General features: G+C 43.1%; 23 protein-coding genes and 1 pseudogene. 10 read left to right on the forward strand and 14 right to left on the reverse strand.

Features of this window, described 5'->3' with window-relative positions; translation table 11 throughout:
* The first annotated feature begins 37 nt into the window (after positions 1 to 37).
* Positions 38 to 469 carry a DUF6006 family protein gene (locus tag V7L31_RS18715; RefSeq protein WP_179063762.1) on the forward strand — a complete coding sequence of 144 codons (432 nt, stop codon included), beginning with the start codon at positions 38 to 40 and terminating at the stop codon, positions 467 to 469.
* A gap of 40 nt (positions 470 to 509) precedes the next feature.
* On the opposite strand, the gene V7L31_RS18720 is transcribed toward V7L31_RS18715, so the two are convergent.
* Entirely contained in the window at positions 510 to 1,178 is a 669-nt protein-coding gene (locus V7L31_RS18720; RefSeq protein ID WP_334697624.1) for a polysaccharide deacetylase family protein, read from the reverse strand.
* A gap of 216 nt (positions 1,179 to 1,394) precedes the next feature.
* On the opposite strand from V7L31_RS18720, the gene V7L31_RS18725 reads away from it, so the two are divergent.
* Together V7L31_RS18725 and V7L31_RS18730 are read left to right on the forward strand one after the other, a co-directional pair.
* Positions 1,395 to 2,225, forward strand: a complete 831-nt coding sequence (locus V7L31_RS18725; RefSeq protein WP_334697625.1) for an RnfABCDGE type electron transport complex subunit D — start codon at positions 1,395 to 1,397, stop codon at positions 2,223 to 2,225.
* 17 nt (positions 2,226 to 2,242) lie between these two features.
* Positions 2,243 to 3,625, forward strand: a complete 1,383-nt coding sequence (locus V7L31_RS18730) for a DUF2330 domain-containing protein (protein WP_334697626.1) — start codon at positions 2,243 to 2,245, stop codon at positions 3,623 to 3,625.
* Positions 3,626 to 3,879: 254 nt separating this feature from the next.
* Here V7L31_RS18730 and V7L31_RS18735 read toward each other — a convergent pair.
* Positions 3,880 to 4,431, reverse strand: a pseudogene (locus tag V7L31_RS18735) (Uma2 family endonuclease).
* A gap of 175 nt (positions 4,432 to 4,606) precedes the next feature.
* Between V7L31_RS18735 and V7L31_RS18740 the strand changes: the two are divergent.
* Positions 4,607 to 5,173, forward strand: a complete 567-nt coding sequence (locus V7L31_RS18740; protein WP_334697627.1) for a hypothetical protein — start codon at positions 4,607 to 4,609, stop codon at positions 5,171 to 5,173.
* 148 nt (positions 5,174 to 5,321) lie between these two features.
* Here the strand turns inward: V7L31_RS18740 and V7L31_RS18745 are convergent, their stop codons facing one another.
* From V7L31_RS18745 to rimI, 4 genes are all read right to left on the reverse strand, one after another.
* Positions 5,322 to 5,621: a type II toxin-antitoxin system RelE/ParE family toxin gene (locus tag V7L31_RS18745; protein ID WP_334697628.1), complete on the reverse strand. Its 300-nt coding sequence runs from the start codon at positions 5,619 to 5,621 to the stop codon at positions 5,322 to 5,324.
* A gap of 3 nt (positions 5,622 to 5,624) precedes the next feature.
* Positions 5,625 to 5,858: a type II toxin-antitoxin system ParD family antitoxin gene (locus V7L31_RS18750; RefSeq protein ID WP_334697629.1), complete on the reverse strand. Its 234-nt coding sequence runs from the start codon at positions 5,856 to 5,858 to the stop codon at positions 5,625 to 5,627.
* A gap of 209 nt (positions 5,859 to 6,067) precedes the next feature.
* The gene (locus V7L31_RS18755; RefSeq protein WP_069071487.1) at positions 6,068 to 8,536 is read right to left on the reverse strand and encodes an ATP-dependent Clp protease ATP-binding subunit; all 2,469 of its coding nucleotides are present in this window, start codon (positions 8,534 to 8,536) and stop codon (positions 6,068 to 6,070) included.
* 419 nt (positions 8,537 to 8,955) lie between these two features.
* Positions 8,956 to 9,507, reverse strand: coding sequence for a ribosomal protein S18-alanine N-acetyltransferase (gene rimI, locus V7L31_RS18760; protein WP_334697630.1), 552 nt, complete (start codon positions 9,505 to 9,507; stop codon positions 8,956 to 8,958).
* Positions 9,508 to 9,599: 92 nt separating this feature from the next.
* On the opposite strand from rimI, the gene lysA reads away from it, so the two are divergent.
* The 3 genes from lysA (at position 9,600) to V7L31_RS18775 (ending at position 12,826) form a co-directional block, all read left to right on the forward strand.
* Positions 9,600 to 11,048, forward strand: a complete 1,449-nt coding sequence (lysA, locus tag V7L31_RS18765) for a diaminopimelate decarboxylase (RefSeq protein WP_334697631.1) — start codon at positions 9,600 to 9,602, stop codon at positions 11,046 to 11,048.
* 108 nt (positions 11,049 to 11,156) lie between these two features.
* Positions 11,157 to 12,080, forward strand: a complete 924-nt coding sequence (gene cdaA, locus V7L31_RS18770; RefSeq protein WP_334697632.1) for a diadenylate cyclase CdaA — start codon at positions 11,157 to 11,159, stop codon at positions 12,078 to 12,080.
* Complete coding sequence (locus tag V7L31_RS18775) at positions 12,077 to 12,826, forward strand: isoprenyl transferase (protein ID WP_334697633.1); 750 nt, start codon at positions 12,077 to 12,079, stop codon at positions 12,824 to 12,826. Before cdaA ends, V7L31_RS18775 begins: the two co-directional genes overlap by 4 nt.
* A gap of 333 nt (positions 12,827 to 13,159) precedes the next feature.
* Here the strand turns inward: V7L31_RS18775 and V7L31_RS18780 are convergent, their stop codons facing one another.
* The 6 genes from V7L31_RS18780 to V7L31_RS18805 all read right to left on the reverse strand — a co-directional run bounded on the left by V7L31_RS18780 (position 13,160) and on the right by V7L31_RS18805 (position 19,037).
* Positions 13,160 to 13,360 (reverse strand): type II toxin-antitoxin system RelE/ParE family toxin, encoded by a 201-nt coding sequence (locus tag V7L31_RS18780; protein ID WP_334697634.1) that lies wholly within the window; start codon positions 13,358 to 13,360, stop codon positions 13,160 to 13,162.
* Positions 13,357 to 13,629: a ribbon-helix-helix domain-containing protein gene (locus V7L31_RS18785; protein WP_334697635.1), complete on the reverse strand. Its 273-nt coding sequence runs from the start codon at positions 13,627 to 13,629 to the stop codon at positions 13,357 to 13,359. The genes V7L31_RS18780 and V7L31_RS18785 overlap by 4 nt, the downstream gene beginning before the upstream one ends.
* A 337-nt stretch (positions 13,630 to 13,966) precedes the next feature.
* Entirely contained in the window at positions 13,967 to 14,419 is a 453-nt protein-coding gene (locus tag V7L31_RS18790; protein ID WP_334697636.1) for a hypothetical protein, read from the reverse strand.
* 5 nt (positions 14,420 to 14,424) lie between these two features.
* Positions 14,425 to 18,075 (reverse strand): hypothetical protein, encoded by a 3,651-nt coding sequence (locus tag V7L31_RS18795; protein WP_334697637.1) that lies wholly within the window; start codon positions 18,073 to 18,075, stop codon positions 14,425 to 14,427.
* A gap of 138 nt (positions 18,076 to 18,213) precedes the next feature.
* Positions 18,214 to 18,486: a DUF3143 domain-containing protein gene (locus V7L31_RS18800; protein WP_179063775.1), complete on the reverse strand. Its 273-nt coding sequence runs from the start codon at positions 18,484 to 18,486 to the stop codon at positions 18,214 to 18,216.
* A gap of 35 nt (positions 18,487 to 18,521) precedes the next feature.
* On the reverse strand, positions 18,522 to 19,037 hold the full coding sequence (locus V7L31_RS18805; protein WP_334697824.1) for a J domain-containing protein: 516 nt from the start codon (positions 19,035 to 19,037) through the stop codon (positions 18,522 to 18,524).
* Positions 19,038 to 19,177: 140 nt separating this feature from the next.
* Between V7L31_RS18805 and V7L31_RS18810 the strand changes: the two genes are divergently transcribed.
* A complete protein-coding gene (locus V7L31_RS18810; RefSeq protein WP_334697638.1) occupies positions 19,178 to 19,537 on the forward strand; it encodes a type II toxin-antitoxin system Phd/YefM family antitoxin in 360 nt (119 codons plus the stop codon).
* The gene (locus V7L31_RS18815; RefSeq protein WP_334697639.1) at positions 19,534 to 19,833 is read left to right on the forward strand and encodes a type II toxin-antitoxin system RelE/ParE family toxin; all 300 of its coding nucleotides are present in this window, start codon (positions 19,534 to 19,536) and stop codon (positions 19,831 to 19,833) included. Before V7L31_RS18810 ends, V7L31_RS18815 begins: the two co-directional genes overlap by 4 nt.
* 173 nt (positions 19,834 to 20,006) lie before the next feature.
* Here the strand turns inward: V7L31_RS18815 and V7L31_RS18820 are convergent, their stop codons facing one another.
* Positions 20,007 to 21,002: a DnaJ C-terminal domain-containing protein gene (locus tag V7L31_RS18820; protein WP_334697640.1), complete on the reverse strand. Its 996-nt coding sequence runs from the start codon at positions 21,000 to 21,002 to the stop codon at positions 20,007 to 20,009.
* A gap of 214 nt (positions 21,003 to 21,216) precedes the next feature.
* Complete coding sequence (gene dnaK / locus V7L31_RS18825) at positions 21,217 to 23,298, reverse strand: molecular chaperone DnaK (protein WP_179063778.1); 2,082 nt, start codon at positions 23,296 to 23,298, stop codon at positions 21,217 to 21,219.
* A gap of 320 nt (positions 23,299 to 23,618) precedes the next feature.
* On the opposite strand from dnaK, the gene V7L31_RS18830 reads away from it, so the two are divergent.
* The gene (locus V7L31_RS18830) at positions 23,619 to 24,467 is read left to right on the forward strand and encodes a M28 family peptidase (protein ID WP_334697641.1); all 849 of its coding nucleotides are present in this window, start codon (positions 23,619 to 23,621) and stop codon (positions 24,465 to 24,467) included.
* Positions 24,468 to 24,511: the final 44 nt, after the last annotated feature.

Here is a 24,511-nt window from a genome sequence, read left to right on the forward strand (position 1 = left end):
CAAAGTAAAAATTAGCTTAAGGTATTGGGAAAGCATTATGAAAAACATTACAAAATGGCTTCTGGGTTTGGCGATTGTTCCTGCAAGTTTAGTATTAGTATCTAGTCATGCTAAAGCCAGTCAGATAGCTGGTGAGTGGTTCTTTGGTCTCTGGGATTGTAATATTGACGGTAGACCAGCCCAAATGCAGTGGAAAGTAGTCGATGATCCACAAACTACTTGTAGTGGTGATGTTTGCTCTACGACTTCTGGTGTCCGTCTCGTCGGACGGTTTAGTGATAATGGTAGTGCGTGGGTTCCTCTAGGAAAACGTTTTTCCAGCACAAAAAGACAGGATTTAGGTATTCGTTATTTAGGTGCAGAACAAGATAACTGGTATCTCAAATACAACAGTCATACTAAAATCGCAGATGGTTGGACGACATGGCGGGGTAAGCGCTACCCACTGCAATGTCGTAATCGCAGATAAACTTTAATTTAACTTGACAGGCTAATACTAAAGTATGGTCTTAGGCTTGCTGCCATAGATTATCAATACTCACAAACTCATAACCTTGTTGTAGTAGTTGCGGAATGAGAATTTGAATTGTGGCAGCAACATCTTGTCCACCGCAAGCACCATCATGCAAAACAATTATTGAACCATTTTTAACCTGCTGCATAATTCGCTCGATCACAGTGCTTACACCTGGACGTACCCAGTCTTCTGGTACAACGCTCCACATCACTGGGCGGTAATTCCACTGAGAAAAAAAATTTAAAGTAGCGGGTGTAAATAAACCATTGGGAGGGCGGACATCTCGCACTTGTTCGGGTTGCAGATTGCAGGCTTTATAAATGGCAATTTGGGTTTTTTCTAAACTGTCCTTCAGGTCATTTGGGGAAAGCATGGGAAAAGAGCGATGATCGTAGCCATGCAATCCGATCCAGTGTCCGCGATCGCTAACCGCTTTTGCAATGGCTGGTGAACGGTTGACGCAAACACCCAACCAAAAAAAACTCGCTGTAATCTTGTAACGATCTAATACAGCCAAGACTTCAGGTGTGTATTGGGGATGCGGGCCATCATCGAATGTGAGTGCGATCGCTTTAGTCTGAGAATTTCCACGCCAAAGGCAGTTGGGAAAACTCGGCTGGAGAATGCGGTAGAAAATTGGGAATAGAGGCGCAAATTGCATCTTGAGTATTTCCGTAGCTTTCAAAAAATTTTATACATTTATTTCTCAAAACTGTCTAATTTGAAATCTATATCCCAATATATATCTATAACAATTGGGGACTTTTAGACTTAACTATCTTATTTTGTAACAAAATCTGTAACAGCAATGTTATTAGAGCGAACTCTCGTCTAAATTGATGAGAAATCTACGGGTAATCCCGGAATTTACAGATTAATGTTGCTCAAAGATATACGAGATTATCAAATTCTATTTCTCGGCTTGTTCCTAGTCTTGGGAATCGGTACACGAGATTGGACGCTGCGGCCAGAATTGATTGGGGTAGCGATCGCCACAAGTCTAGCAACCCAATGGATATTGTCATGGTTTGCAGGGAAAGAACAAGTAACGAATCTTCGCAGTGCTTTAATTACCTCACTGGGATTAAGTTTATTGTTGCGGGCTGATCATTGGACAACAATGGCGATCGCCGCAGCACTTGCGATCGCCAGCAAATTTATTTTCCAAGTCGGCGATAAGCATTTCTTCAATCCCGCCAATTTTGGCATCATATCTGCCTTGATTCTCACCTCCGATGCTTGGGTTTCGCCGGGACAATGGGGTGAAGAGTGGTGGTATGGACTATTATTTTTCGGCACTGGCGGCATGATATTGCAGCGCGTTGGTCGTTGGGATACCACAGCAGCTTTTTTGGGTTTTTACTCTTTGCTAGAAGCGATTCGCAACCTTTGGCTGGGTTGGACTTGGGATGTTTACTGGCATCGATTGATGAGTGGATCTTTGCTGCTGTTCGCCCTATTTATGATTACAGATCCGCGATCGATCCCCAATTCCCGAATTGGGCGTGTCGTTTGGGCAATCTGCATCGCTGGATTAACCTTTATCTTGCGAAATTATTTCTTTATTTCCACAGCAGTTTTCTGGGCGTTGTTTGCCTTTGCACCTTTGAGCATCTTGCTAGATGTTCTCTGGTTAGCCCCAAGGTTTGCTTGGCAAGAAAAAGAAACAGGTGTAGAGACGTTGCAATGCAACGTCTCTACACATTAAAAATATAGAGGTATAAAATGAAATTTTTTCGACTTTTAACACCATTATTGTTAGCAATTGTAGCTGTTTTGTGCTTTGCACCAGCAGCTTGGGCATTTTGTGGATTTTATGTAGCCAAAGCTGATACAAAACTGTATAACAAAGCTTCTCAGGTAGTGATAGCGCGAGATGGCGATCGCACTGTTCTAACAATGGCAAACGACTTTCAAGGGGAAGTCAAAGATTTTGCAATAGTAATACCAGTGCCAACGGTGCTGCAAAAAGAACAAGTTCACGTGACTGAACCCAAGATTATTGAGCGCCTAGATGCTTTTAGTGCGCCGCGATTGGTAGAATATTTTGACTCAGATCCCTGTGCCCCAACAGGTAATTACGATCGGATGGATGCAGTACCAGCACCATCTGCCGCGAGAAGCGAGGCTGGGAATGCAAGGGGCAATGCTAGTTTAGGTGTGACAGTCGAAGCACGTTTTAATGTCGGCGAATATGACATTGTGATCCTCAGTGCAAAAGAATCTGGCGGATTGGAAACTTGGCTCAAACGCAATGGCTACAAAATTCCCAGAGGTGCGAAACAGTTACTTCAGCCTTATATTCGCTCCTCAATGAAATTCTTTGTTGCCAAAGTTAACTTAGATAAATTCGAGCAATCTGGCTACCAGTTCCTCCGGCCGCTACAAATTTCTTACCAATCGCCTAAATTCATGCTGCCAATTCGTTTAGGTATGATCAATGCCACAAAAGAGCAGGATTTGATTGTCTATATTCTCTCACCCCAAGGACAGGCAGAAATCACCAACTATCGGACTGTGAAAATTCCCTCCGACGTGAATATTCCCTTGTTTGTCAAACAAGAATTTGGAGAATTCTACAAATCCATGTTTCAAACTGCCTACACCAAAGAAGATAGGAAAGTTGGTTTTTTAGAATACGCTTGGGATATGAGTAGTTGCGATCCTTGTTCTGCTGAACCCCTAACCCCAGAGGAACTCAAACAAGCAGGCGTATTTTGGCTAGATGATAATTCTGCAAGCGATATGCCAGTCAGCCCCAGCTTTCGTCGTCCCTTTCCCAGAAGTAATAATGTCTTCATTTCTCGACTGCATGTCCGCTACACTCGCGACAAATTCCCTGAAGACTTGATATTTCAACAAACTGCCAACAGAGAATCTTTCCAAGGGCGTTATGTTTTGCAACATCCGTTCCAAGGGGAACTAAAATGTCAGGCGGGTAGAGAATATAAACGGTCTTTGCCCAAGCGTTTTGAGCAAGAAGCGCAAACTTTAGCTAAACTAACCAACTGGAAAATCCAAGACATTCGTAACAAAATGAGCCTGAGTGTCGGTAATTTAAGATATTCTTGGTGGGAAAATTTATTGTCCTGGGTAGGATTGTATTAAAAGTAATGGCTACAGTATAGAGACAAGTCCTAAATAATCCTTGCTTGGTAAGATACAAGCCTTAGTAGGCAAGGATTTAGATTGAATAAAATATCAACAAATATGAATGAACCCTATACCAACATACAGTTCAGAATGAGCAACAAAATACTTGTAGAGACGGCGATTTATCGTGTCTCAAAAACCAAAAATTGTTGCCAGTAGCCCTTAACCCAAGTGTATATTCAAAGAGATAATAAAGGCTGTAAATTCTCTTAACTGTTAATAATTTGTTCCATAGCAACAAAAACATTTGGGAATGCAAGCGGTTGAATTGTTCCCCCAGCTAATGTCAGTTTTGTTGCGTATTCTTCATCTAAGATTTCTCGAAATACTATCAGATGTAACTTTTTTAGATTAACAACCCAATATTCTAAAATACCGGCTTCTGCATAGATTTTGCTTTTTGTCTCTAAATCTTTTTCTAAACTAGAGTTAGAGTACTAAATCAACCAGAAAATATTGTCTGGATATGGATGATGCTGTCGATACTCGCGTCCTAAAGGTTGAACAATGGCAATATCTGGTTCTGGTTCTGAATCGTTGGGTAGGGTAATTGGTTTAGCATGACGAATTTTAGCTCGTCCAGTCAATAACTTTGCTAGATAGTCACCAGCTTCACCACTACTATAAGCGTGAGGTTCTCCTTCTGCGAAGATTTCGACAATTTCTCCTTTGAGTAGTTCAACTTTGCGATCGCTCAAAATGCCAGCGTCAATGATGCGATGATATTCGTCAATCGTCCACTTAGCAACTATCACACTCATGACGATTGATTCCTCCCAATAATTCTTGATATTCTCCCATTTTAAATGCACTTCAAATCTGATTCCGAATCAGTCGATTGATTGAAGATAAAGACACGCCAGAAAGTATGTGATAAAACTGATACACAGGCTGAAATGAGAGCTTAGTAACTATAAAATAGTCGAGTATGCAATTATGTTAAGAGAAATTTCGTTAGCGTTAGCGCACATCGCCGTAGGCATCGCTACTTTTGTTATTCCCTTGACTAGCTACACCCATAGTCAAGTAAACGCTACCACCACTAAATATCAAATTTCTCAGAATACGAATAATCAATCAACAGGAATAACTATTGAACGTCTAGGAATAGGCGGAGTGAAACTTTCTATGTCCGAGGCACAAGTCAGAAAGATTTTAGGTAAACCTGTAAAACTAGAAAATGGCTTTATAGCTGCTATTGGTAAAGTTCGTACTCTGAAATATGCAGGCATCACAGTTGATTTAGATGAAGGTGCTAAACCAGGTAACTTTACTGTTTATCAAATCAAAGCAACTAGTTCTAAATATTCCACTATAGATGGACTAAAAGTAGGTGACAGACAATCAAAAGTAATTAGAACCTATGGAAAAACTGAAATATCCGAAGATGGTAAAGTTACTAATTTAAATTACATAGTTGAAGAACCCAGCCCTGGAGGTTTAAATTTTTCTGTTGAAAAAGGTAAAATAACAGAAATTTTCTGTTTTTATCTCATGAATTAAGCTAAAACTTTATTTCTCAATCAGCTTCAGCAATGTTGTTAATGATGGGACTATATTCCCCTTAATCAACAAGATATTGCACGTTCTTGCTCCTTGCTGTTATTTTTTCGCGTTTGCAGTTCATGTTAAGGAATAGGTTGTCTTTGGGTTAGTCTTCGTTGAAATAAGACTCCACATCCATACGATCATGCAAAATACGAATAATATCGATAGTTTTATTAGTTTCCTGATAAAAGATCAAATGTCGTCCGATGTGGTACTTGCGATATCCTAAGCGAATATCATCACAAGTTCGTCCTCTGTGTGGCTCTCGTGCCAAGAGATGAAAGCAATCGTCCAAGATAGCAAGATAACGGTTTCTCTGCTCAGTTCCCCATGTTTTTTGGGTGTAGCGACCGATTGATAGCAAGTCTTGAGTGGCTAATTCAGTAAGGCGAAATGCTGACATGCCCTATTCACGGTCAAGTTCTGCAAGCAATCCTGAGAGAGAATAGTCAGCAAATCCGCTGTTTTCCCCGTCTGTCAATGCTCGTTGCAAAGCGGCAAGTTTTATTTCTCGCTCTTCTAAAAGGCGTAGTCCCGCTCGAATCGCTTCACTGGCACTGGCAAAACGACCGCTGTCAACTTGATTGGCAATAAACGCTTCAAAATGCTCACCCAAGCTAACACTTGTATTTTTTTGCATACAATTTCCTCCTGTATAATACCAATATATAATATTTTTTGGTATTAGTGCAGATGAAAGCTAAAAACAGCTAGATTCCAGAATTACGAGCAAAATCAAAACATAGCGATTGCAAACCCAGATATTTTCCCACAAAAAAACGGTAGAGTATTTATTGCTCTACCGTTTTCTAATTTTCTATTTGAGATTTAAATCCCAAATCCTAAATCTTACTCAACACCTTGGGGTAACAATTCCCGGCGCTGTTGAGAACTAACTTGGACAATGCCATTTTCATCCACATCAACAAGGGCTGTATCGCCATCTTTGATACGACCAGACAGAATTTCTTCTGCTAGGCTATCTTCTAACAGGCGCATAATTGCCCGACGTAATGGCCTTGCGCCGTAGCTGGGACTGTAACCTTCTTGGATCAAACGATCTTTGAAGCGGTCTGTGACTTCTAAGGTGATACCCTTTTCCGTCAGACGACCAAATACTTCCTTGAGCATAATTTCGGCGATTTGGGTCACTTCCGGCTTGTTCAACTGACGGAAGACGATAATTTCATCGAGTCGGTTGAGGAACTCTGGACGGAAGTATTGCTTGAGTTCTTCGTTGACCAAAGAGCGAATCCGGTTGTAAGTTGACTCGCTGGCATCTTCAGAGAATTCAAAGCCGATACCACTACCGCCTTTTTCAATTACCTTAGAACCAATATTGGAAGTTAAAATCAGCAAGGTGTTCTTGAAGTCTACCGTGCGACCTTTGGCATCAGTTAACCGACCGTCTTCCAAAATTTGCAGCAGCATATTGAAAACATCGGGGTGGGCTTTTTCAATTTCGTCGAACAACACCACGGTGTAAGGTCGCCGCCGCACGGCTTCGGTCAACTGACCACCTTCGTTATAACCAACATACCCTGGAGGGGAACCAATCAGCTTGCTGACGGTGTGACGCTCCATGTATTCGGACATATCTAAGCGGATCATCGCTTCTTCGGAACCGAAGAAGTAAGCAGCTAAGGATTTCGCTAACTCGGTTTTACCTACACCAGTAGGCCCAGAGAAGACAAAGCTAGCTATGGGTCGGTTGGGATTTTTCAATCCGACACGAGCGCGACGGATTGCCCGTGAAACTGCTTTCACAGCTTCATCTTGACCAATTAAACGCTGATGCAAGGTGTCTTCCATGTGCAGCAGCTTTTCAGATTCAGATTCGGTGAGTTTGTTCACCGGTACTCCAGTCCAGGAAGCGACAATATGGGCAATGTCTTCTTCTGTAACTACAGGTTCTTCACCTTCTGTGCCTGTTGCATTGGTCTTGCTTTGAGCGATCGCGCGGATTTCAGCTTTGATTTCCATTTCGCGATCGCGCAGTTCTCCAGCTTTGTCGAAGTCTTGAGAGCGCACCGCGTCATCTTTTTCTTTTAATATCTGACGCAGTTCTTTGTCTAACTCTTTGGCTGCGGGTGGCAGTTGGGAGTTAATCAAGCGCACTCTAGAACCAGCTTCATCAACTAAGTCGATGGCTTTATCTGGGAGGAAGCGATCGCTAATGTAACGATCTGATAACTTCGCCGCCGCTACTAATGCTTCGTCGGAGATTTTCAGTTTATGGTGTTGCTCGTAGCGTTCGCGCAGACCATACAAAATTTCAATTGTTTCATCAACTGTCGGTTCGCCAACCATCACTGGCTGGAAACGCCGCTCTAGCGCTGCATCTCGCTCGATGTGCTTCCGGTATTCATCTAGGGTTGTAGCACCGATGCACTGCAACTCACCTCTGGCCAAAGCTGGCTTGAGGATATTCGCTGCGTCAATAGCACCTTCGGCTGCACCCGCACCAATTAAGGTGTGTACCTCATCAATCACGAGAATGACATTACCCGCCGAGCGGATTTCATCCATGATTTTTTTCAAGCGTTCTTCAAATTCACCCCGGTACTTGGTTCCTGCTACGAGCAAACCAATATCCAAAGTGACGACGCGTTTATCTTCGAGGATGTCAGGGACATCTTTAGTAGCAATGCGTGAAGCTAAACCTTCAGCGATCGCCGTTTTACCAACCCCTGGTTCCCCAATTAGCACTGGGTTATTTTTGGTTCGGCGACCCAAAATTTGAATCACCCGCTCAATTTCTTTAGCGCGTCCCACCACTGGATCGAGCTTATTATCGATTGCCATCTGGGTCAGGTTGGAGCCAAATTCATCCAGAGTTGGGGTTTTTGTGCGCCCGGATGAGCCACCTGGTGAAACTTCGGCAGTTTCTCCCAACATACGAATGACTTGGGTTCTGACCTTAGATAGATCCACACCGAGGTTTTCTAGCACCCTGGCTGCGACGCCTTCCCCTTCGCGGATTAGGCCCAACAGCAGATGCTCGGTGCCAATGTAGTTATGCCCCAGTTGGCGTGCTTCTTCCAAGGAGAGTTCTAAAACTCGCTTTGCCCGTGGCGTAAACGGAATTTCCACGGCAACAAAGCCCGATCCCCGTCCTATAATTTTTTCAACTTCGATTCGGGCATCTTTGAGATTGACGCCCATTGATTTCAGCACCTTCGCAGCCACTCCAGTGCCTTCGCCAATCAGACCCAGGAGGATCTGCTCGGTTCCGACAAAGTTGTGACCTAAACGGCGGGCCTCTTCTTGGGCCAGCATGATTACCTTAATGGCTTTTTCAGTGAAGCGCTCAAACATGGCTTTATCCCATCATCTGCGGTCGTGCCGGTATGCTGATTTTAGCACAGGCAAAGCTTTTAGATGCCTGTATAACAGATTATAGACATCCTGAAGCTATGACTTTAGTTGATGGGCTAATTATTAACTATTGACTACCTTTATCTGGCTAGTGTACTGAGGAGCTTTAGTTCACCAGCGTTTTTGGGATTTATTACAAATAGCAGGCTGCTTAGAGTAAGGGTTTATTGATTTAATCCCAAACATTTATATATAACGTATATATTTCTTAATATCAAGCAAAAACAATTTATATATTTTATTATTATAAATAATCAGGTTATTTATAATAAATTCAAATCTAATATAGCTTAGTAATGTTGCATTTTTTTGCTGAGGGCGATCGCCAGCCCCAATAATTCAAAATTAATAATGCCCGACTACTTAAAAAGCAAGTGCCAAGAGGATTTTTCGAGGCGATCGCTGACAATGGAATACCATTGGTCTAAAGTTGCTTTAAATTTGCGGTGTTGTAAATCTGGCAGCCAAAGGATTAAAGCATCTTCATCGTTATCTTGGTAGTAACGCCGCCGCCGCCCAGCTGTTTTGAAGCCAAATTTTTGATATAAAGATATTGCCGCCAAGTTGGAAGCTCGGACTTCGAGGGTAGCTCGCTCCATTTTGCGATCGCAAGCTGTCTTAATGAGTAAATATAATAAAGCCGCACCCATTCCTTGACGGTGATATTGAGGATGAACCGCCAAAATTGTAATGTGGGCTTCATCTAAAATTGACCAAAAGCAACCCATTCCTAGCAAACTTGTGCTGGAGGACGGGGAAAATAAACCGAGTAAATCGCTGTTGGGACTATCCAATTCTCGTTTGTAGCCGTCCAGAGTCCAAAGTCCACCAAAACAAGCTCGATCGAGTTCCAGAATAGCACTGAGATTTTCTAATGTCAGTAATTTAATTTCTAAGTCTAATGAGATCACATTTATTGAATAACGTTACAAAGCCTTTGTACACTGGGAATCGGGAGACAAACTCAAAGCCCGTAATTTGAACAAGGAAAATTTTTATAGTTATGGTATCGACTCACCCCACTGGGGTTCAACATTCTGGAAGTCAATATTTACCTCAAAGACACGACACTAAGGCAAATCCATCACCTAATCAAGAACTTTTACCCTTGACTGCCAGAGTCCATAATCATGACTCCCTGGAAATTGGTGGGTGTGATGTCACGACCCTAGTTGAGCAGTTTGGTTCACCTTTATATATTTTAGATGAAGAAACCCTGCGTTCGGCTTGTCAGCAATACCGAGATGCTTTCAAGCAATACTACAAGGGCGAATCTCAAGTATTGTACGCCTCAAAAGCTTGGAATTGTTTAGCAGTTTGTGCGATCGCTGCTTCTGAAGGTTTAGGAATCGATGTAGTTTCTGGAGGCGAACTTTACACCGCCTTACAAGCTGGTGTTAGTCCCGATAAAATTTATCTTCACGGAAATAATAAATCTCGTGAAGAATTAATTTTAGCGATCGCGTCTGGTGTCACCATTGTGGCGGATAACTGGTATGAATTACATACCCTTGTGGAAATAGCAGAGGAGCAGGGGAGCAGGGGAGCAGGGGAAGTAAATTCCCCCTCATCCTTCCAATCCTCTCTGCCTATTCGTGTCATGCTACGGCTAACTCCCGGTATCGAGTGTCACACCCACGAATATATTCGCACGGGACACTTAGATAGCAAATTCGGCTTTGATCCCAATGATTTAGATGAAGTTTTTACCTTTGTTAGTCAACAATCTGCCCTGAATTGCGTAGGAGTACATGCTCATATTGGTTCCCAAATTTTTGAGCGCCAACCGCATCAAGATTTAGCTGCTGTGATGGTGCAGTGGCTCCGAGATGCTGCGAAGTTTGGTTTAAATATTACAGAGTTAAATGTTGGTGGCGGTTTAGGGATTAAATATATAGAATCAGACGATCCCCCCAGTATTGAAGAGTGGGTAAAGGCAATTTGTCAAGTAATCCAAGAAGCTTGTGCAGCCGAAAATCTACCTTTGCCGAAATTACTGAGTGAACCAGGGCGATCGCTAATTGCCACAGCTTGCGTCACTGCTTATACTATTGGTTCATCCAAAGTTATCCCAGAAATTCGTACTTACGTGGCAATTGATGGAGGAATGTCTGACAATCCTCGCCCGATTACTTACCAATCAGTATATCGGGCAGTTGTTGCCAATAAAATGTCTTCTCCCCTAAGCCAAACAGTCACAATTGCTGGTAAACATTGTGAATCAGGAGATATTCTGATTAAAAATGCTCTCCTCCCAAAGACTGAACCAGGAGATATTCTCGTAGTTATGGGAACTGGTGCGTACAATTACAGTATGGCATCTAACTACAACCGCTTGCCCCGACCGGCAGCAGTCGTAGTGGCGAATGGCGAAGCAAATTTAATTTTGCAACGTGAAACTTATGAAGATTTAATTCGACAAGATCGCCTACCAGAAAGATTAAAGAAATAGTCATTAGTCCTTGGTCATTAGTCATTATTCATTGGTCATTTGCAAATGACAAAGGACAAATGACTAATGACCAACCGTAATTAGAGGCAAAAGTTTAATCCAGATGTCATGAGAGATTGGTGGAAGCAATGGCTGGCAAACCTGGGGTGGTCACAGTCCTTGCTACTTGGGACTCTGGATATTGTGTTAGTGCTGGTGCTGACGTATATGATACTAGTTATCATTAGTGAGCGCCGAACACTTTGGATGGTGCGGGGATTCATTCTTTTAATGCTAGCCTCAGCACTAAGTGGCAGACTCGGACTACCTCTGCTCAGTTTTGTACTGGAAAAGTTAGTGATTGGTTGTGCTGTAGCGATGGCAGTTGCTTTACAGTCGGAATTTCGGCGGTTTTTGGAGCAATTGGGGCGTGGCGAGTTTCGTCAGCTACTTCAACCCGACCGTCTGGCAATCCCCAAATCTGATAGTGTAATTGATGAAATTGTTGAGGCTGTTAAAGAATTGTCAAAAAACCGCATTGGAGCTTTACTAATTGTGGAAACCACAGGGCCAATTGATGAGCGAGATTTTTCTGTGCCAGGAGTAAAGCTAAATGCGGAGGTTTCTAAAGAACTGATCCAGACAATTTTTCAGCCGAAAACTTTGTTACACGATGGAGCGACATTGATTCGTGGCTCACGGATCGTGTCATCAGGTATAATTTTACCACTTTCGGGACGCACAGCCTCGCGCCAGTTGGGAACACGCCACCGGGCGGCAATGGGAATTACTGAGCGGGTCGAAAATTGCATTTGTGTCGTCGTATCTGAAGAAACTGGTTCTATTTCCTTAGCGGAAAGGGGAACCCTAAATAGACCGCTGACGATTAGGAAGCTGAAAGAGTCATTAGAGGCTCTTTTGTCCCCAAACGTCGATCGGGAAGCTGTTGCTCCTGGTCTGTTGAGTTTTCTTCGTCGGATAGGTGGGAAGACACTAGCACTGGTTTCACGTTTAATCGGATTACCATCGACCGCTTCTCGAGATAAAAAATGACAGCACAACAAACTAAACTGCAAGATTTGCCTACTGACTTAAAACGAGAACTATTGCCGCAGCACGTGGCGGTGATTATGGATGGTAATGGTCGATGGGCTAAACGTCAGGGTCTACCCCGAATTATGGGTCATAAGCGAGGAGTAGATGCTCTTAAGGATTTACTTCGCTGTTGTCAGGATTGGGGAATTCAAGCGCTGACAGCTTATGCTTTTTCAACGGAGAACTGGAAAAGACCGCAGGAAGAAGTAGATTTTTTGATGACTCTGTTTCAAAGAGTTTTGCGCCAAGAACTGCGGGAAATGGTCGAAGAGAATGTTCAAATTAAGTTTGTGGGGAATTTGCAAGACCTGCCGCGATCGCTCCAACAAGAAATATCGCGTTCTATGGAAGAAACTAAGAATAATCGCGGTATCCGGTTTTCAGTAGCAACTAATTATGGTGGACGACAAGAAATTTTACAAGCTTGTCAGGCGATCGCCAAACAAGTGCAGCAAGGTATGCTACAACCTGATGAAATTAATGAGCAGGTGTTTGAGAGCCACTTGTACACAGCCGGAGTTACTGACCCAGATTTATTAATTCGCACCAGTGGAGAAATGCGCCTCTCAAATTTCTTGCTCTGGCAAATGGCTTATGGAGAAATTTATATTACTGATGCTCTCTGGCCAGATTTTAACCGAGTAGAGTTTCACCGCGCCTTGTGTGCCTACCAGCAAAGGGAGCGGCGATTTGGGAAAGTGTAAATTTACAATAAAACCCAACCGCCAATTTCTGCTTCAGTGAGTTGGGTGGAGATGATCGCGAGGCTTGTTAATCAAAGGAGAGAATTAATATTAATAAGTCCAATCAAGAATCAGAGTCGTGAAATAGGGCTTTGATATCTCGATAGCCACTGACAATACGAAAAATCTCCACATCTTGCCCTATGGGCATATAATCTTGCCCTATGGGCATATAGAGGATGAGGTAATTGTCTATTGAGAGGCTACGGATAAGCTAATCAGCATTAAAGTTGCATAATCAGGGCGGGCAAGATGCCCACCCCACATGATATTAAGAAAATTTTAATATGCAAATTAGAAGTGTTTTAGCTTACCAGGTAAAATTTCATCACGCTGTCGTCTGAGACCAGGGAACTGAGCAATTTTGGCAAATTTCGCGTCCAGCTTACTCAGAAAAACCTCAGACTTAGCCAAGCCAGATTGTGTAGCAATGTAATCCGCTATCTGTTCAATGTCTTGAATTGCGGGTTTGGTAAGGCGAAACTGTCTGGTCATGCTTCGTCTGAAACACCGTAGCGCGATTGCACATTGGCACGAATTTGAGCCATTGCAACCGAGCCATCAACAACTTCGCCCCGCTCGGACGCTTCCCACCCAGTACGCGCTTCTTCTTGCAGGTCTTGCAGCCGTCCTTGATAGATGTCTTCTTGTTGTTCCAGAAGTTTGATGCCTGCAAGAATAACTGCGATCGCGTTCTGATACTTACCGCTAGTGATTTGGCGTTGAACTAGGGCTTCTACTTCAGGTGGCAGAACGATTTGCATGAGTTTTTGTCGGAGTAGGAGTGACTTTAATTGTAAGCGATATCTATCGACAAACTCTTCTCTACGAGAGGCTGCGCCAACGGGTTCGGGGGTGACGCTCCTAACGTCGCTAACGCAATCGACGGGAACCGCCAGACTGTGACCCCTTCACCACTACGCTTTTGGTGAGTGCTTTTTTCAGCTATACCTACTTTACAATATTGGCGATGCCTGCGGCGGTAAACTACGCACCTCAAGTCAAACGATGAGCGATCGTGTAGTGCGATCGCTTATCCCTGGCTACACATTAGAAATCAGACAGAATAGAGCTTATAGCCACAGAAGCGATCTCACTGGTTCAAGAAGCGCCATCAAGCCTTTGTTCAATTTTTTTAGTGATTGCAACGAATTCTTTCCACCAGGGTTGTTCAACTATTGGGTTATTGAGTTTTTTCGCTTCAGAGATTAGTGTACGAAAGTAACGGAGCATAAGACGCTCAAAAGCTGGAATACTTACCTGAACTTCACCAAGAGGATTGTAGACTTCTACTCCTTCCAAGGGTTTTTCACCTGGATCTAGTTCATCAGTGGGATATCGAAAGCCAGTTCCGTCAACTCCAACACCTTCTTGATCCCCCACACCAGAGGCAATATACAATAGATCGCTCCAACCAAAGAAGTTAAGTGAGCTTGTTAAAATCAGTAACTCTTTTGGTTCTGTAATTTGAACCATTAGTTTCAATAAATTTTCATCTTGAGATAGTTCAATAACAATACTATCTACTAATTTATCCTTTATAAGATTACTCATAAGTCTTAAAAGTTGGGAAAGAAGGTGTCTACTTGATTTGGGCGGTAGAATCCACGAATTTTTATATTTTTCCCGGTTCCTTCAAAGGCTCCTCCAGATGCGGGAAAAGCTTTTCTCTTAATTGAATCATCAGCAGCTTCATTTCCAATTTCTTTCCATTTGTCTGGATTCGCAGCAAGATCCTGAATAACTGTTTTAAGTTTTGCTTTTCCAGTAGAAAGTGTTGGCGGCTGTTTAATTTTGCCTGCGGCATCTTTTTGATAAAGCTTGTACTCATAACGTATAACATCGGGGTTACTAGGATCTGGAATTTCTGAAACAACTTCACCTTTGCCATTCAACTCATTCAGGAAAGTGGCTTTATCATGGCAGCCTTTGATCTCTCCTTTAACAATTCCATCATTTTGTAAGAGGTGATTAATCGTGTCTTGGGTTACTCCCTTATAATCCTTAAAGAAGTCACTACCATAGTGTTTCAGCACCTCGCCACCAAACTTTTCGGTTAACAGTTTTAATTTCTCACTGCCAAGCTTGCTTACAAAATCTTGAATTTCACTTGGAGTCAAGTCTTTTAGTAATTTGTTGACTATATCAGGAGTTAAGTCTTCAACCAATTTGTTTGCGCGTTCTTCCCCTAATTCAGCAATGAGGCGTTCAGCATTAGCTTTACCTAGTTTTGTTTCTAATGGTTTGACTTCACCAGGTTTAACTTCACCAGGTTTAACTTCACCAGGTTTAACTTCCACTGGGACTTCACCAGGTTTGCCACCCTTCAAAACTCTGCCCATGATGAACATGAGAGCAAGCGTGAGTACGCCTTCGGTGATTTTCTCTGCTCGTTGCTCTGGAGTAAGATTCAAATCTTTCCCAGTGAGAATACTTATGTTAAGCGCTCCTTCAAGGATTGGTGAGATACCAACAGCATCTAAAAGGGACACAAACGGTATCGCAATACCAGCAGCAAGATAAATGTACCAGGGCGGATCGTCCACACCAGCGGCATGTAATGCCTTTGCAAATTCTTCACAGCGATTGATAAAGGAAGTGACAAAGCCATAAATTAGGAAGCCCAGACCAACGATCGCAGCAACTCCTGCAATCCCGATCGCTGCTACTATTTCTTCTGGAAGCAGAAGAATCACCACAACTACAACAGCGACAAAAATTGCCAATCCCACTAAAACTTTTAAGATTCCTTCCCCAATTCCCTTAAGAACCTGAAGCCATCCAGGATCGGCAGCTTTTTCGGCTGCTGACTGAGCTACTTGGGCAAAGTCACTTGGAGCTTTACTTTCTACATCTTTATTCGATTTAACACCTTCATCAACTTTGCTACGAATATCGTTATTAACTTTCTGCTGCTGTTGAACCCATTCCTGCTTGGCTTCATCAATTTTCTGTTGAATTCCTCCACCAAATTGACTAATCAACTGTTCGTTAGCGTTTCTATTATTTGTGACTGATTGTTGTACTTGTTGTGCTGCCTGCTCTGGAACTTGAGCTAAACCAGTACTCAAAGAGCTTGTAGCCTTATCTGCTTCACCTGTCACTTTCTGCTGTAATCCATCCAAGTGACCAGAGACAGCACTTCCTAGCTGATTCAAACTATTATTAGCACCGCTAACCTGGGAAGAAAGTGCTGTTTCCAACTGTAATCGCGTTTGTTGGAATGGTTCTTTTGTCTCTTGAACAAATTTATCGATTGCTTTGTGATTATTTTTCTTATTTTTAGGAACTTGATTCAGTTTTTCAACAACTTGCTGTGCCCCTTTGTCAAGTTGGTTGAGGCTAGCAACTTTAAATTGGCTTACTTGAGTTGCAGCAGTCTTCCCAGATATTTTGGCCGCTGCGGCAGCTGAATTACCAGCTTGCTTAATTCCTGAGATAGAACTTAACTTTAAATTTTCTAAAGATGCAAGGGCTTTTGTTTGTAACGTATCTATCTTTTGCAGTTGTTGAGTAATTTGGCTAATGAATTGAGAAGTTATAGTATTGGCATTATCTCGGATAGCTTTTTCAACTTGCGCGGTATTACTCCCCACGCCAGCCGCTAATTTCTGCCCAGCGACTCGAAATTCTTGTGCGGCTTTTTGTGCAGCTTCTCTGGCATCTTTGGCTAAAGATTGCCCGCGTGAGGTTAGCTTGCCTACTACTTCCGTAGAAGCTTGTCCAGCACCCTGGCGTGCAGCAGTTTTTTCCTCTGGTTTGCTGCCGTAGCGATCGCCCTGTTGTTTCGCAATTGCATTCACTGCTGTAGCCGATTCTGCTGTTGAAGTGGTAGCACGGGTAGCTTCAGTTTGTCCTGTCTGCTCCACCTGTTTAGCTTCATTCTCAGCTGTCGTGTTAGCCCCTTTGCGCTTAGTTTCTACTTCCTGCTGTAATGAATTTAACCCACGAGTAGTTTCAGCTTGGATATTTGTCTTGTGGTTCTCAATTTGCCCTTTCAGATTAGCTTTAGTTGTACTGAAGGTTTGTAGAACCTCAGCTTTCTTGGCGGCAATATCCGCTGTAATGCCTTGAATTTTCCCTTGAGTTGCTGCCTGAATTGCTTCGACTTGTATCTCTGTTTGTTGTTGTAAAAAATTCTGTTGAGCTTCAATTGTTTGTGTCAGGGCAGCTTTCTCTATCTCCTTTGTTTGGATAATTTGTTGAGCAGCCTGAGCAAGTTCTGGCGATTCCGGCATAGTTGGCTGGGGAATCTCAGGCAATTCCTGTGGTTGTTCTGCCTCCGCGATCGCCATTGATGAGGGGTCAATTGCTTTATCTAATTGGGGTAACTGTCCAGCAGAGTTAGAAAGAGATTGCGGCGATTCAGCCGCTTCAGTTTGCGGTGTATAGATTTGAGGAGATACCACTTCATTGGTTATCCCTCCAGGCTGAGGAACGCTGGCAAGTTCAGCTGTCGCTGATTTGTCAAGGACTGCATTACCGCTTTTCTCTGGTATGGAGTTGCTAGGGTAAGCCGCTTCTGAATTAGCCTGAGTAGGTGTAGGTAAACTTGCCTGAGTCGATAAGGCTTCTTGTTTGGTATCTACTGGAGGGATTGCTTTACTTCCAACATCCTCTGTTGGGTGAGTATTAGTCGGTGCTGAGTTTGCTCCATCAGGCTCTATGCCAGATTGATCGGTTTTTGGAGTAGTTACAGGTTGAGCAAATTTCTGGGTTTGTGATTCATCATCAAGTTTGTGTTGCACCATCCCCGTTTGCTTCACCAGTGGCATGATAGTTTCTGCCGATGGCTGCGTCTGGATCTCTTCTACTTCTTCCTTCGTTATTTGGCGTTGAAAGTTGGGGATTACGGGAGAAGCCATCCGATCCGCTTCTTGCTCGTACTTATCGTCTGGTTCTCCCACCGTTAGTTTTGTCTGGGGACGACGCAACGCTATACGACTAATGTCATGACCAAAAGACTGTTGCTGAATGGCTTCTGATAACAACGATTGCTCATCAGCAGACTGGGCTGCTTGAAGGTTGGTTGATTCCTCCGTTGCTGTTTGGATTATATTATTCGTTGGTAAACCAAAGTCTCGCACTGGATTTGCCAGCGTCGGAGTTGTTGGTGAGACAAGGGACGGATTTGAAAAATTTGATGTACCTGCTTTCTTCCGTCCAAACGTGCGTAGATTCGGAGCAGCTTGTCTTCGGACATCGCTCATCTCACCCTTCCTTCATCGATGGGTAAAGCTATGATTCCTGATGTTTGGTGTAAAATGCCAAACAAATTTTACAGTTGATCGAAATGCGATCGCTATCGACTTTCGTCTAAATTCACGATGATTATACTTAGCACTCCTTTATGGGCCAGAAAAAACCGCTTGTTCTACATCATCCCGACTCAGAGAATACTTAAATGAGCGTTGGATATCTTGTCCATTTTCTCCAGATTGGACATATCGCACGACAATTTGCTCAACATCGAGCCATAATTCCGCTTGCCAACTAGGCCGCTGCACGCGCCAGCAATGCCTCTGTGTTTCGTCTTGTTGACAGCCTTGGTCTTTTAGCCACTGCTCAATTTGTGGCAGGGGATGATTATATAGGGGGGTATCAGAGGGAAGAAGAGGCATAGGAATTTTAGATTTTGGATTAGGGAATTTTTTAATTATTTCAGATGGGTAATTAGTTGCGAGATATAAGTAATCTGCTGTTGTATGGATATAAGTGATTGCAGCTGATGGGTTTGAAAAGCAGCCTCGCCACGAGTTAAGCCAATGGCAACTGCTAACAGTAGGCAGCCTACAAATGTTAACACCAGTATAAATAAAGCAAAAATTTCGCCAGATGATAAGGGGCGATCGCTCGCATCGAGGTAAGCTGATTTCGACCAGTTATATGAATTTGATACGGGATGATTTAAATCAGCAGGTGGTTGAATCACTCCAAAGCGGGAATAGCCAATTTTTAAATCGTAACTTAACCGTCGTTCTGGATGGCTAAGGGTGGCGTAGGCTTCGTTGATTTGCTGGAATTTGGGAGTGGCGATCGCAGTCGGCAAGTCTGTAGTATCTGGATGATAGAGTTTGCTCAGTTGCCGATAAGCACGACGAATGTCAATTACCGATGCCCAGGGATGCAGTCCTAGCAGGGAGTAATAAGTTGGTTCGCTGCTTTGTGGCATTGCCCCGTTTTGATTCACGGCTGTTTGAGTCACTTTACTCAAAGATATTTTTTATATTTTAAATCCTATTGTGAATTGGAGAAGACACAGCAGGTCTAGCATCTGATAAGATATTTTGATAAAGCATTTAATTAGATGCGATGCAGATCAGAATTAATCTCGAAAATATTCAAACTCTTACTGACTTTAAGCGTAATGCTAAAGATTACGTAGAGCGAATCAAGGCCACAAAGTCCCCGCTTGTACTAACAGTAAATGGGAAAGCTGAGGTTGTGGTGCATGAAGCCCAAGCATTTCAGCAAATGATAGATGAACTCCAGCGCCTTGAAGAAGAACTGCAAAAACTCAAGTTAGAAGCGTTACGCAGTCAGATTGACATTGGTATTAAACAACTCGATAGCGGACAGTATACTGAATATAACGACGAGTCACTTCCAGCTTTTTTTGCAAATATTAAAGCACTAGGACAGCAAAATTTGGCTAACAGCGATTCTCTATGAGTCGATTTCGGATTTCTACTCAAGCAGCGCGAGATATTGAGGATATATGGAAATATCTTGCCCCAAATAACTTAAAAGCTGCTGACAAACTTTTTGATACTCTGCGAGAAAGCTTTCCAAAACTGGCCAAGTTTCCCCAAATGGTCAGACTACGAGATGAATTGGCTCCTTTTGTGCGAAGTTTCCCAGTGAAAAATTATTTAATTTTTTATCGTCCAATAGACGAAGGCATAGAAATTGTACGTATCTTGCACGGCTCACAAAATATAGAAACTATTTTTCAAGATGAAGACTGAAAGCCAAAATAATTACGAATTAGTCATTATTTTGGTCAATATTTATATACAGATGATTTCAAGTTACTAAAGTACACAAACATCCTCTTAAAACTAGTTATAGAGCCTGTTTTACTCCTGAATTCTGACTCCTGAATTCTGACTCCTGAATTCTGAATTCTGCTGTATTATCCCTAACGTATTAAATCAGCACGGGGTTTAAAGGTTTCAATTTGCCGTAACTTTTCGTATAGTTCCCGTTCTTCTTGACTAATATTTTTCGGTGTAACTATTTGAATTTCTACTAATTGATCGCCACGTTTACCATCATCACTGGGATAGCCTTTATTCCCTAGCCGAAATTTTTGACCAGACCTAACTCCGGGAGGGGTAGTCATTTTCACAGGCCCATCAAGCGTTGGTGCTTCTACCTGTCCTCCTAAAACTGCCTCACTGGGAGTAACTGGAACTTGACAGAGGATATTTGAACCTTCTAGCTTAAATAATGGATGAGGCTCAACGGTAATTTTTAAGTATAAGTCGCCACCACCAACGCCTTGGTTTCGCAAACGGATGGTTTGACCTGATACCATCCCTGGAGGCATATTAACTTCTAGCGATCGCCCATCTTCCAACCGAATACGCTCATTACCACCTTGATAAGCCTTTTCTAATGGTAGAGTCAATCTGGCTTCTATATCTCGCCGGGTTGTGCGAGGTGGGGTGTTAACGGTGTAGGCAACTTTTGTTCTAGGGGAACGAAACGGATCGCTATTATTGCCATTACTGGAGTTATTTGCCGCACTCTTATTTTTAACGCCGATAACTTGATTAATAAAGCTTTCAAAGTCGGAGAATTGGCTGGGATCTACCTCCTGATTGCCGTTGCGATCGCTAGCACTACTTTGCCAAGTTTTCGCCTTTGGCGCTTGTTTGTTGCCTGCAAAGCCTTTTTGCTTCCAGTAGCGGCTAAACTGGTCGTACTGCGATCGCTTGGCTGGATCTGAAAGAACTTCATAAGCCTCGCCGATATCCTTAAATTTTTCCTCAGATTCTTTATTACCTGGATTGAGATCGGGGTGATATTGCCTGGCTAACCGCCGATAAACCTTTTTAATTTCCTCACCAGAGGCATCTTTAGATACTCCTAAAATCTCGTAGTAATCGCGAAAGTTCGGCAAATTTTGCATAGTTAGTTGTTTAAATTTTAGATTTTAGATTTTGAATTAATTAGGAGTTTAGGAGAGAGGAGTTACAAGTTGAAAGATTTAATTTTTAACTTCTACTCTTAACTATGATCAGAAGTACTAATTAGGTAGACAGAATTTAATGTAAAATGCCAACCAGTAAAATCTAGCTTCTTAAGGAGCTTTTACCTCCTGCCTCCTGCCTCCTGCCTTCTACCTACAACCAATCATTGTCTTCTTCGTCATCCCAGTTATCTTGGTAGCTAGGACGAGATTTGCGTGGGGGACGGCTTTCATAAGAGGGAGAACGACTATCTCGGTTATAATCTCTGCCATAGTCTTTACCGTAATCTTTGCCATAGCCTTGGCTGTATGAGTCGCGTTCTCGGTATGTATCTCTGGGAGATTCGCGTTCACGTTCTTTATCACCGCCAGTAAAGATGTCACGGATAGTACCAAACAAGTCGTCATCTTCATCTTCAGCATAAGTCTCCCGGACTTCGCGATTTAGCTCATAAAGAGCATCTTGCAAGTCGGCGTAGGCTTGATCGATACCGCGATCGCTATTTTCCTTCAGACTCTCTTTTAGTTGTCGGCAAATATTATCAATTCTTTGGCGGCGGTTTCGGGCAAACTGCATACCAAATTCCAGTGCTACTTCTCGAAGTTGTCTTTCTGCTTGGAAAATCAACGCCTCAGAACGAGTCCGCTTTTCTACTCTTTCTTTACGTTCGCGATCGACATCGGCATATTTTTGCGCGTCTTGAATCATCCGATTCACTTCTGATTCGTTCAAGGTGGAAGCGCCTTGAATGGTGATACTCTGTTCTCGCCCAGTGGTTCTATCTAAGGCTGTTACCTGTAAAATCCCATTAGCGTCAATATCAAATGACACCTGAACTTGGGGAATTCCTCGCGGTGCTGGCGGGATGCCATACAGCTTGAACCGTCCTAAAGACTTGTTGTTTGCAGCCATTTCCCGTTCGCCCTGGACTACGTGAATTTCCACAGTATTCTGGTTATTTTCAGACGTGGAAAAAATGTCAGAACGGCGAACTGGGATGGTGGTATTGCGGGGAATGAGTTTTTTCATCACGCCGCCGATGGTTTCCAATCCCATAGAAAGGGGTGTGACATCCAAAAGCAGCACATCCTTAAGTTCACCTGCGAGAATTCCGGCTTGAATTGCTGCACCTACTCCCACAACTTCATCAGGATTGACATTTTCGTTGGGTTCTGTGCCAATCAAGTCTCGTACCAGCTGCTTCACCATTGGCATCCGTGTAGAACCGCCAACTAACACAACTTCTTCAATATCTCTAGGTGAAAGTCCGGCATCTTTGAGGGCGCGTTTCACTGGTGTCCGTAATCGTCCCACCAAATCACCGCACAAACCTTCAAACTGGGAACGAGTCAGACTAGTTTCCAGATGCTTGGGGCCATCTTCCGTGGCGGTGATGAAGGGTAAATTAATATCGGTGACGCTGACAGCAGAAAGCTCAATTTTGGCCTTTTCCGCCGCTTCCATCAGACGTTGCAAAGCTTGGCGATCGCGTCTTAAGTCTACCTCTTCTGTTTCCAGAAATTGATCTGCTAACCAATCTACGATTATTTTGTCAAAGTCATTCCCACCAAGTTGGGTATCTCCACTGGTGGCTTTGACTTCAAATATCCCGTCACCAACTTCTAAAATCGACACGTCAAAAGTGCCACCACCCAAGTCAAAGACTAAGATAGTTTCCGTGTCACCCCGATCTAATCCGTAAGCCAAAGATGCCGCCGTCGGTTCATTCAGAATCCGCAGCACTTCTAAACCGGCAATTCTGCCAGCATCGCGGGTTGCCTGCCGCTGAGAATCATTAAAATAGGCGGGGACTGTAATCACTGCCCCGGTAACTGGTTCACCCAAATAGCGACTAGCATCGTCTGCTAATTTCTTCAGCACCATTGCCGAAATTTCTTCTGGGGCAAAATCTTTATTCATGCGAGGACAGGCAATTTTAATATTACCTACTTCGTCTTTGCGGATGGTGTAGGGCACACGCTTAGAATCTGCATTCAGTTCACCATACTTCCGCCCAATGAAGCGTTTAACTGCAAAAAAGGTATTTTGGGGATTGAGGACGGTTTGTCGCCGTGCCATTTGCCCAACTACTCTTTCACCTTCTTTGCTGAAGCCAACTACGGAGGGGGTTGTTCGCATTCCTTCTGCATTGGCAATCACCACCGGCTTGCCACCCTCCATAACGGCGACTACTGAGTTGGTTGTACCCAAGTCGATGCCGACTACCTTGCCCATGCGTTACTCTTCTCCTAAAGTGTCTTTATATATTTATTATGATTGGGCGGAACTACTTCTAGCTTTGTGCTACAAGATAAAAACACCTCAATGGTATGATAGTCATCATTAAAGCAGTAAGCTAAGATGTGCGGCTAGAGGAGATAGTTGCAAGACTAGAATAGCATTGAGATGGTTGGTGTGCCCAAGCAGCCTCAATTCTTGTTATCCGCCTACTTCTATTTACAATGTCCGCAAGTTGGTAAATTCACCTTAATAATGCTTGCTCTGCTTTTTTGAGTACCTGAAAACTCTCATATTATTGCCACTATCTGAAAAAGTTGAATTTAACAGAGCGATTACAAACTTCCCTCAGTGCGATCGCGCGAGAACGCGATCCTTACCTGGCAACGGCTGGACATTTTTTTGTTCAAGAATACATCCGCCAGGAATTTTCCCAATGGGGGAGTGTGGAAATCCACACCTTTGAAGTCAGAGGCAAAGCTTGTAATAACTTGATATTAAATTTACCTTCCCAAATTAAAGGGCAAAAAAAGGATTTACCACCGATTTTAATTGGCGCTCATTATGATGGCGTTCCGGGAACAGTTGCAGCTGATGATAATGCTACAGGTGTGGCAGTGTTGCTGGAATTGGCGAGAAAGTTTGCTGTCGAACCTGTCAGATATCCTTTAAGGCTAGTTGCTTTCGATATGGAAGAATACGGCTTACTGGGTAGTGCTGACTATGCAGCGCTGTTGCACCAACAAAAGCAACAGCTACGCTTAATGATCTCCTTAGAGATGCTGGGCTATAAGGATTCTACACCTGGTTCCCAAAATTATCCCCGTCCTCTGGAACGCTTCTACCCAGATACGGGTGATTTTGTTGCTTTAATTGGCAACTTGCGGATATTACCCGACTTAATTGGGATGAGCCGTAATATTCGCAAAGCTGGCGTAGCTAGTCAATGGCTACCCGTGCCAAATCGAGGTTTAATAGTTCCCCAAACCAGACTTAGCGATCATGCACCATTCTGGGATTTGGGTTATCCGGCAATGATGGTGACAGATACGGCATTCTTGCGAAATCCCCATTATCACAAACCTAGTGATGCGATCGCTAGTTTGGATTTAGATTTTCTGACTCGTGTCTGTGAAGGGTTAGAAATTGCAATTCGGAGTCTATAAAAAGTTAATAATTATATGTGAATAATAACTAGATTTATAGTAAA

The organism is Nostoc sp., from assembly GCF_036916655.1.
Lineage (GTDB): Bacteria > Cyanobacteriota > Cyanobacteriia > Cyanobacteriales > Nostocaceae > Nostoc.

Coding starts and splice junctions, on each gene's coding strand:
- V7L31_RS18715 (WP_179063762.1), top strand. CDS start 38: ATGAAAAACATTACAAAATGGCTTCTGGGTTTGGCGATTGTTCCTGCA.
- V7L31_RS18720 (WP_334697624.1), bottom strand. CDS start 1,178: ATGCAATTTGCGCCTCTATTCCCAATTTTCTACCGCATTCTCCAGCCG.
- V7L31_RS18725 (WP_334697625.1), top strand. CDS start 1,395: ATGTTGCTCAAAGATATACGAGATTATCAAATTCTATTTCTCGGCTTG.
- V7L31_RS18730 (WP_334697626.1), top strand. CDS start 2,243: ATGAAATTTTTTCGACTTTTAACACCATTATTGTTAGCAATTGTAGCT.
- V7L31_RS18740 (WP_334697627.1), top strand. CDS start 4,607: ATGTTAAGAGAAATTTCGTTAGCGTTAGCGCACATCGCCGTAGGCATC.
- V7L31_RS18745 (WP_334697628.1), bottom strand. CDS start 5,621: ATGTCAGCATTTCGCCTTACTGAATTAGCCACTCAAGACTTGCTATCA.
- V7L31_RS18750 (WP_334697629.1), bottom strand. CDS start 5,858: ATGCAAAAAAATACAAGTGTTAGCTTGGGTGAGCATTTTGAAGCGTTT.
- V7L31_RS18755 (WP_069071487.1), bottom strand. CDS start 8,536: ATGTTTGAGCGCTTCACTGAAAAAGCCATTAAGGTAATCATGCTGGCC.
- lysA (WP_334697631.1), top strand. CDS start 9,600: ATGGTATCGACTCACCCCACTGGGGTTCAACATTCTGGAAGTCAATAT.
- cdaA (WP_334697632.1), top strand. CDS start 11,157: ATGAGAGATTGGTGGAAGCAATGGCTGGCAAACCTGGGGTGGTCACAG.
- V7L31_RS18775 (WP_334697633.1), top strand. CDS start 12,077: ATGACAGCACAACAAACTAAACTGCAAGATTTGCCTACTGACTTAAAA.
- V7L31_RS18780 (WP_334697634.1), bottom strand. CDS start 13,360: ATGACCAGACAGTTTCGCCTTACCAAACCCGCAATTCAAGACATTGAA.
- V7L31_RS18785 (WP_334697635.1), bottom strand. CDS start 13,629: ATGCAAATCGTTCTGCCACCTGAAGTAGAAGCCCTAGTTCAACGCCAA.
- V7L31_RS18790 (WP_334697636.1), bottom strand. CDS start 14,419: ATGAGTAATCTTATAAAGGATAAATTAGTAGATAGTATTGTTATTGAA.
- V7L31_RS18795 (WP_334697637.1), bottom strand. CDS start 18,075: ATGAGCGATGTCCGAAGACAAGCTGCTCCGAATCTACGCACGTTTGGA.
- V7L31_RS18800 (WP_179063775.1), bottom strand. CDS start 18,486: ATGCCTCTTCTTCCCTCTGATACCCCCCTATATAATCATCCCCTGCCA.
- V7L31_RS18805 (WP_334697824.1), bottom strand. CDS start 19,037: ATGCCACAAAGCAGCGAACCAACTTATTACTCCCTGCTAGGACTGCAT.
- V7L31_RS18810 (WP_334697638.1), top strand. CDS start 19,178: ATGCAGATCAGAATTAATCTCGAAAATATTCAAACTCTTACTGACTTT.
- V7L31_RS18815 (WP_334697639.1), top strand. CDS start 19,534: ATGAGTCGATTTCGGATTTCTACTCAAGCAGCGCGAGATATTGAGGAT.
- V7L31_RS18820 (WP_334697640.1), bottom strand. CDS start 21,002: ATGCAAAATTTGCCGAACTTTCGCGATTACTACGAGATTTTAGGAGTA.
- dnaK (WP_179063778.1), bottom strand. CDS start 23,298: ATGGGCAAGGTAGTCGGCATCGACTTGGGTACAACCAACTCAGTAGTC.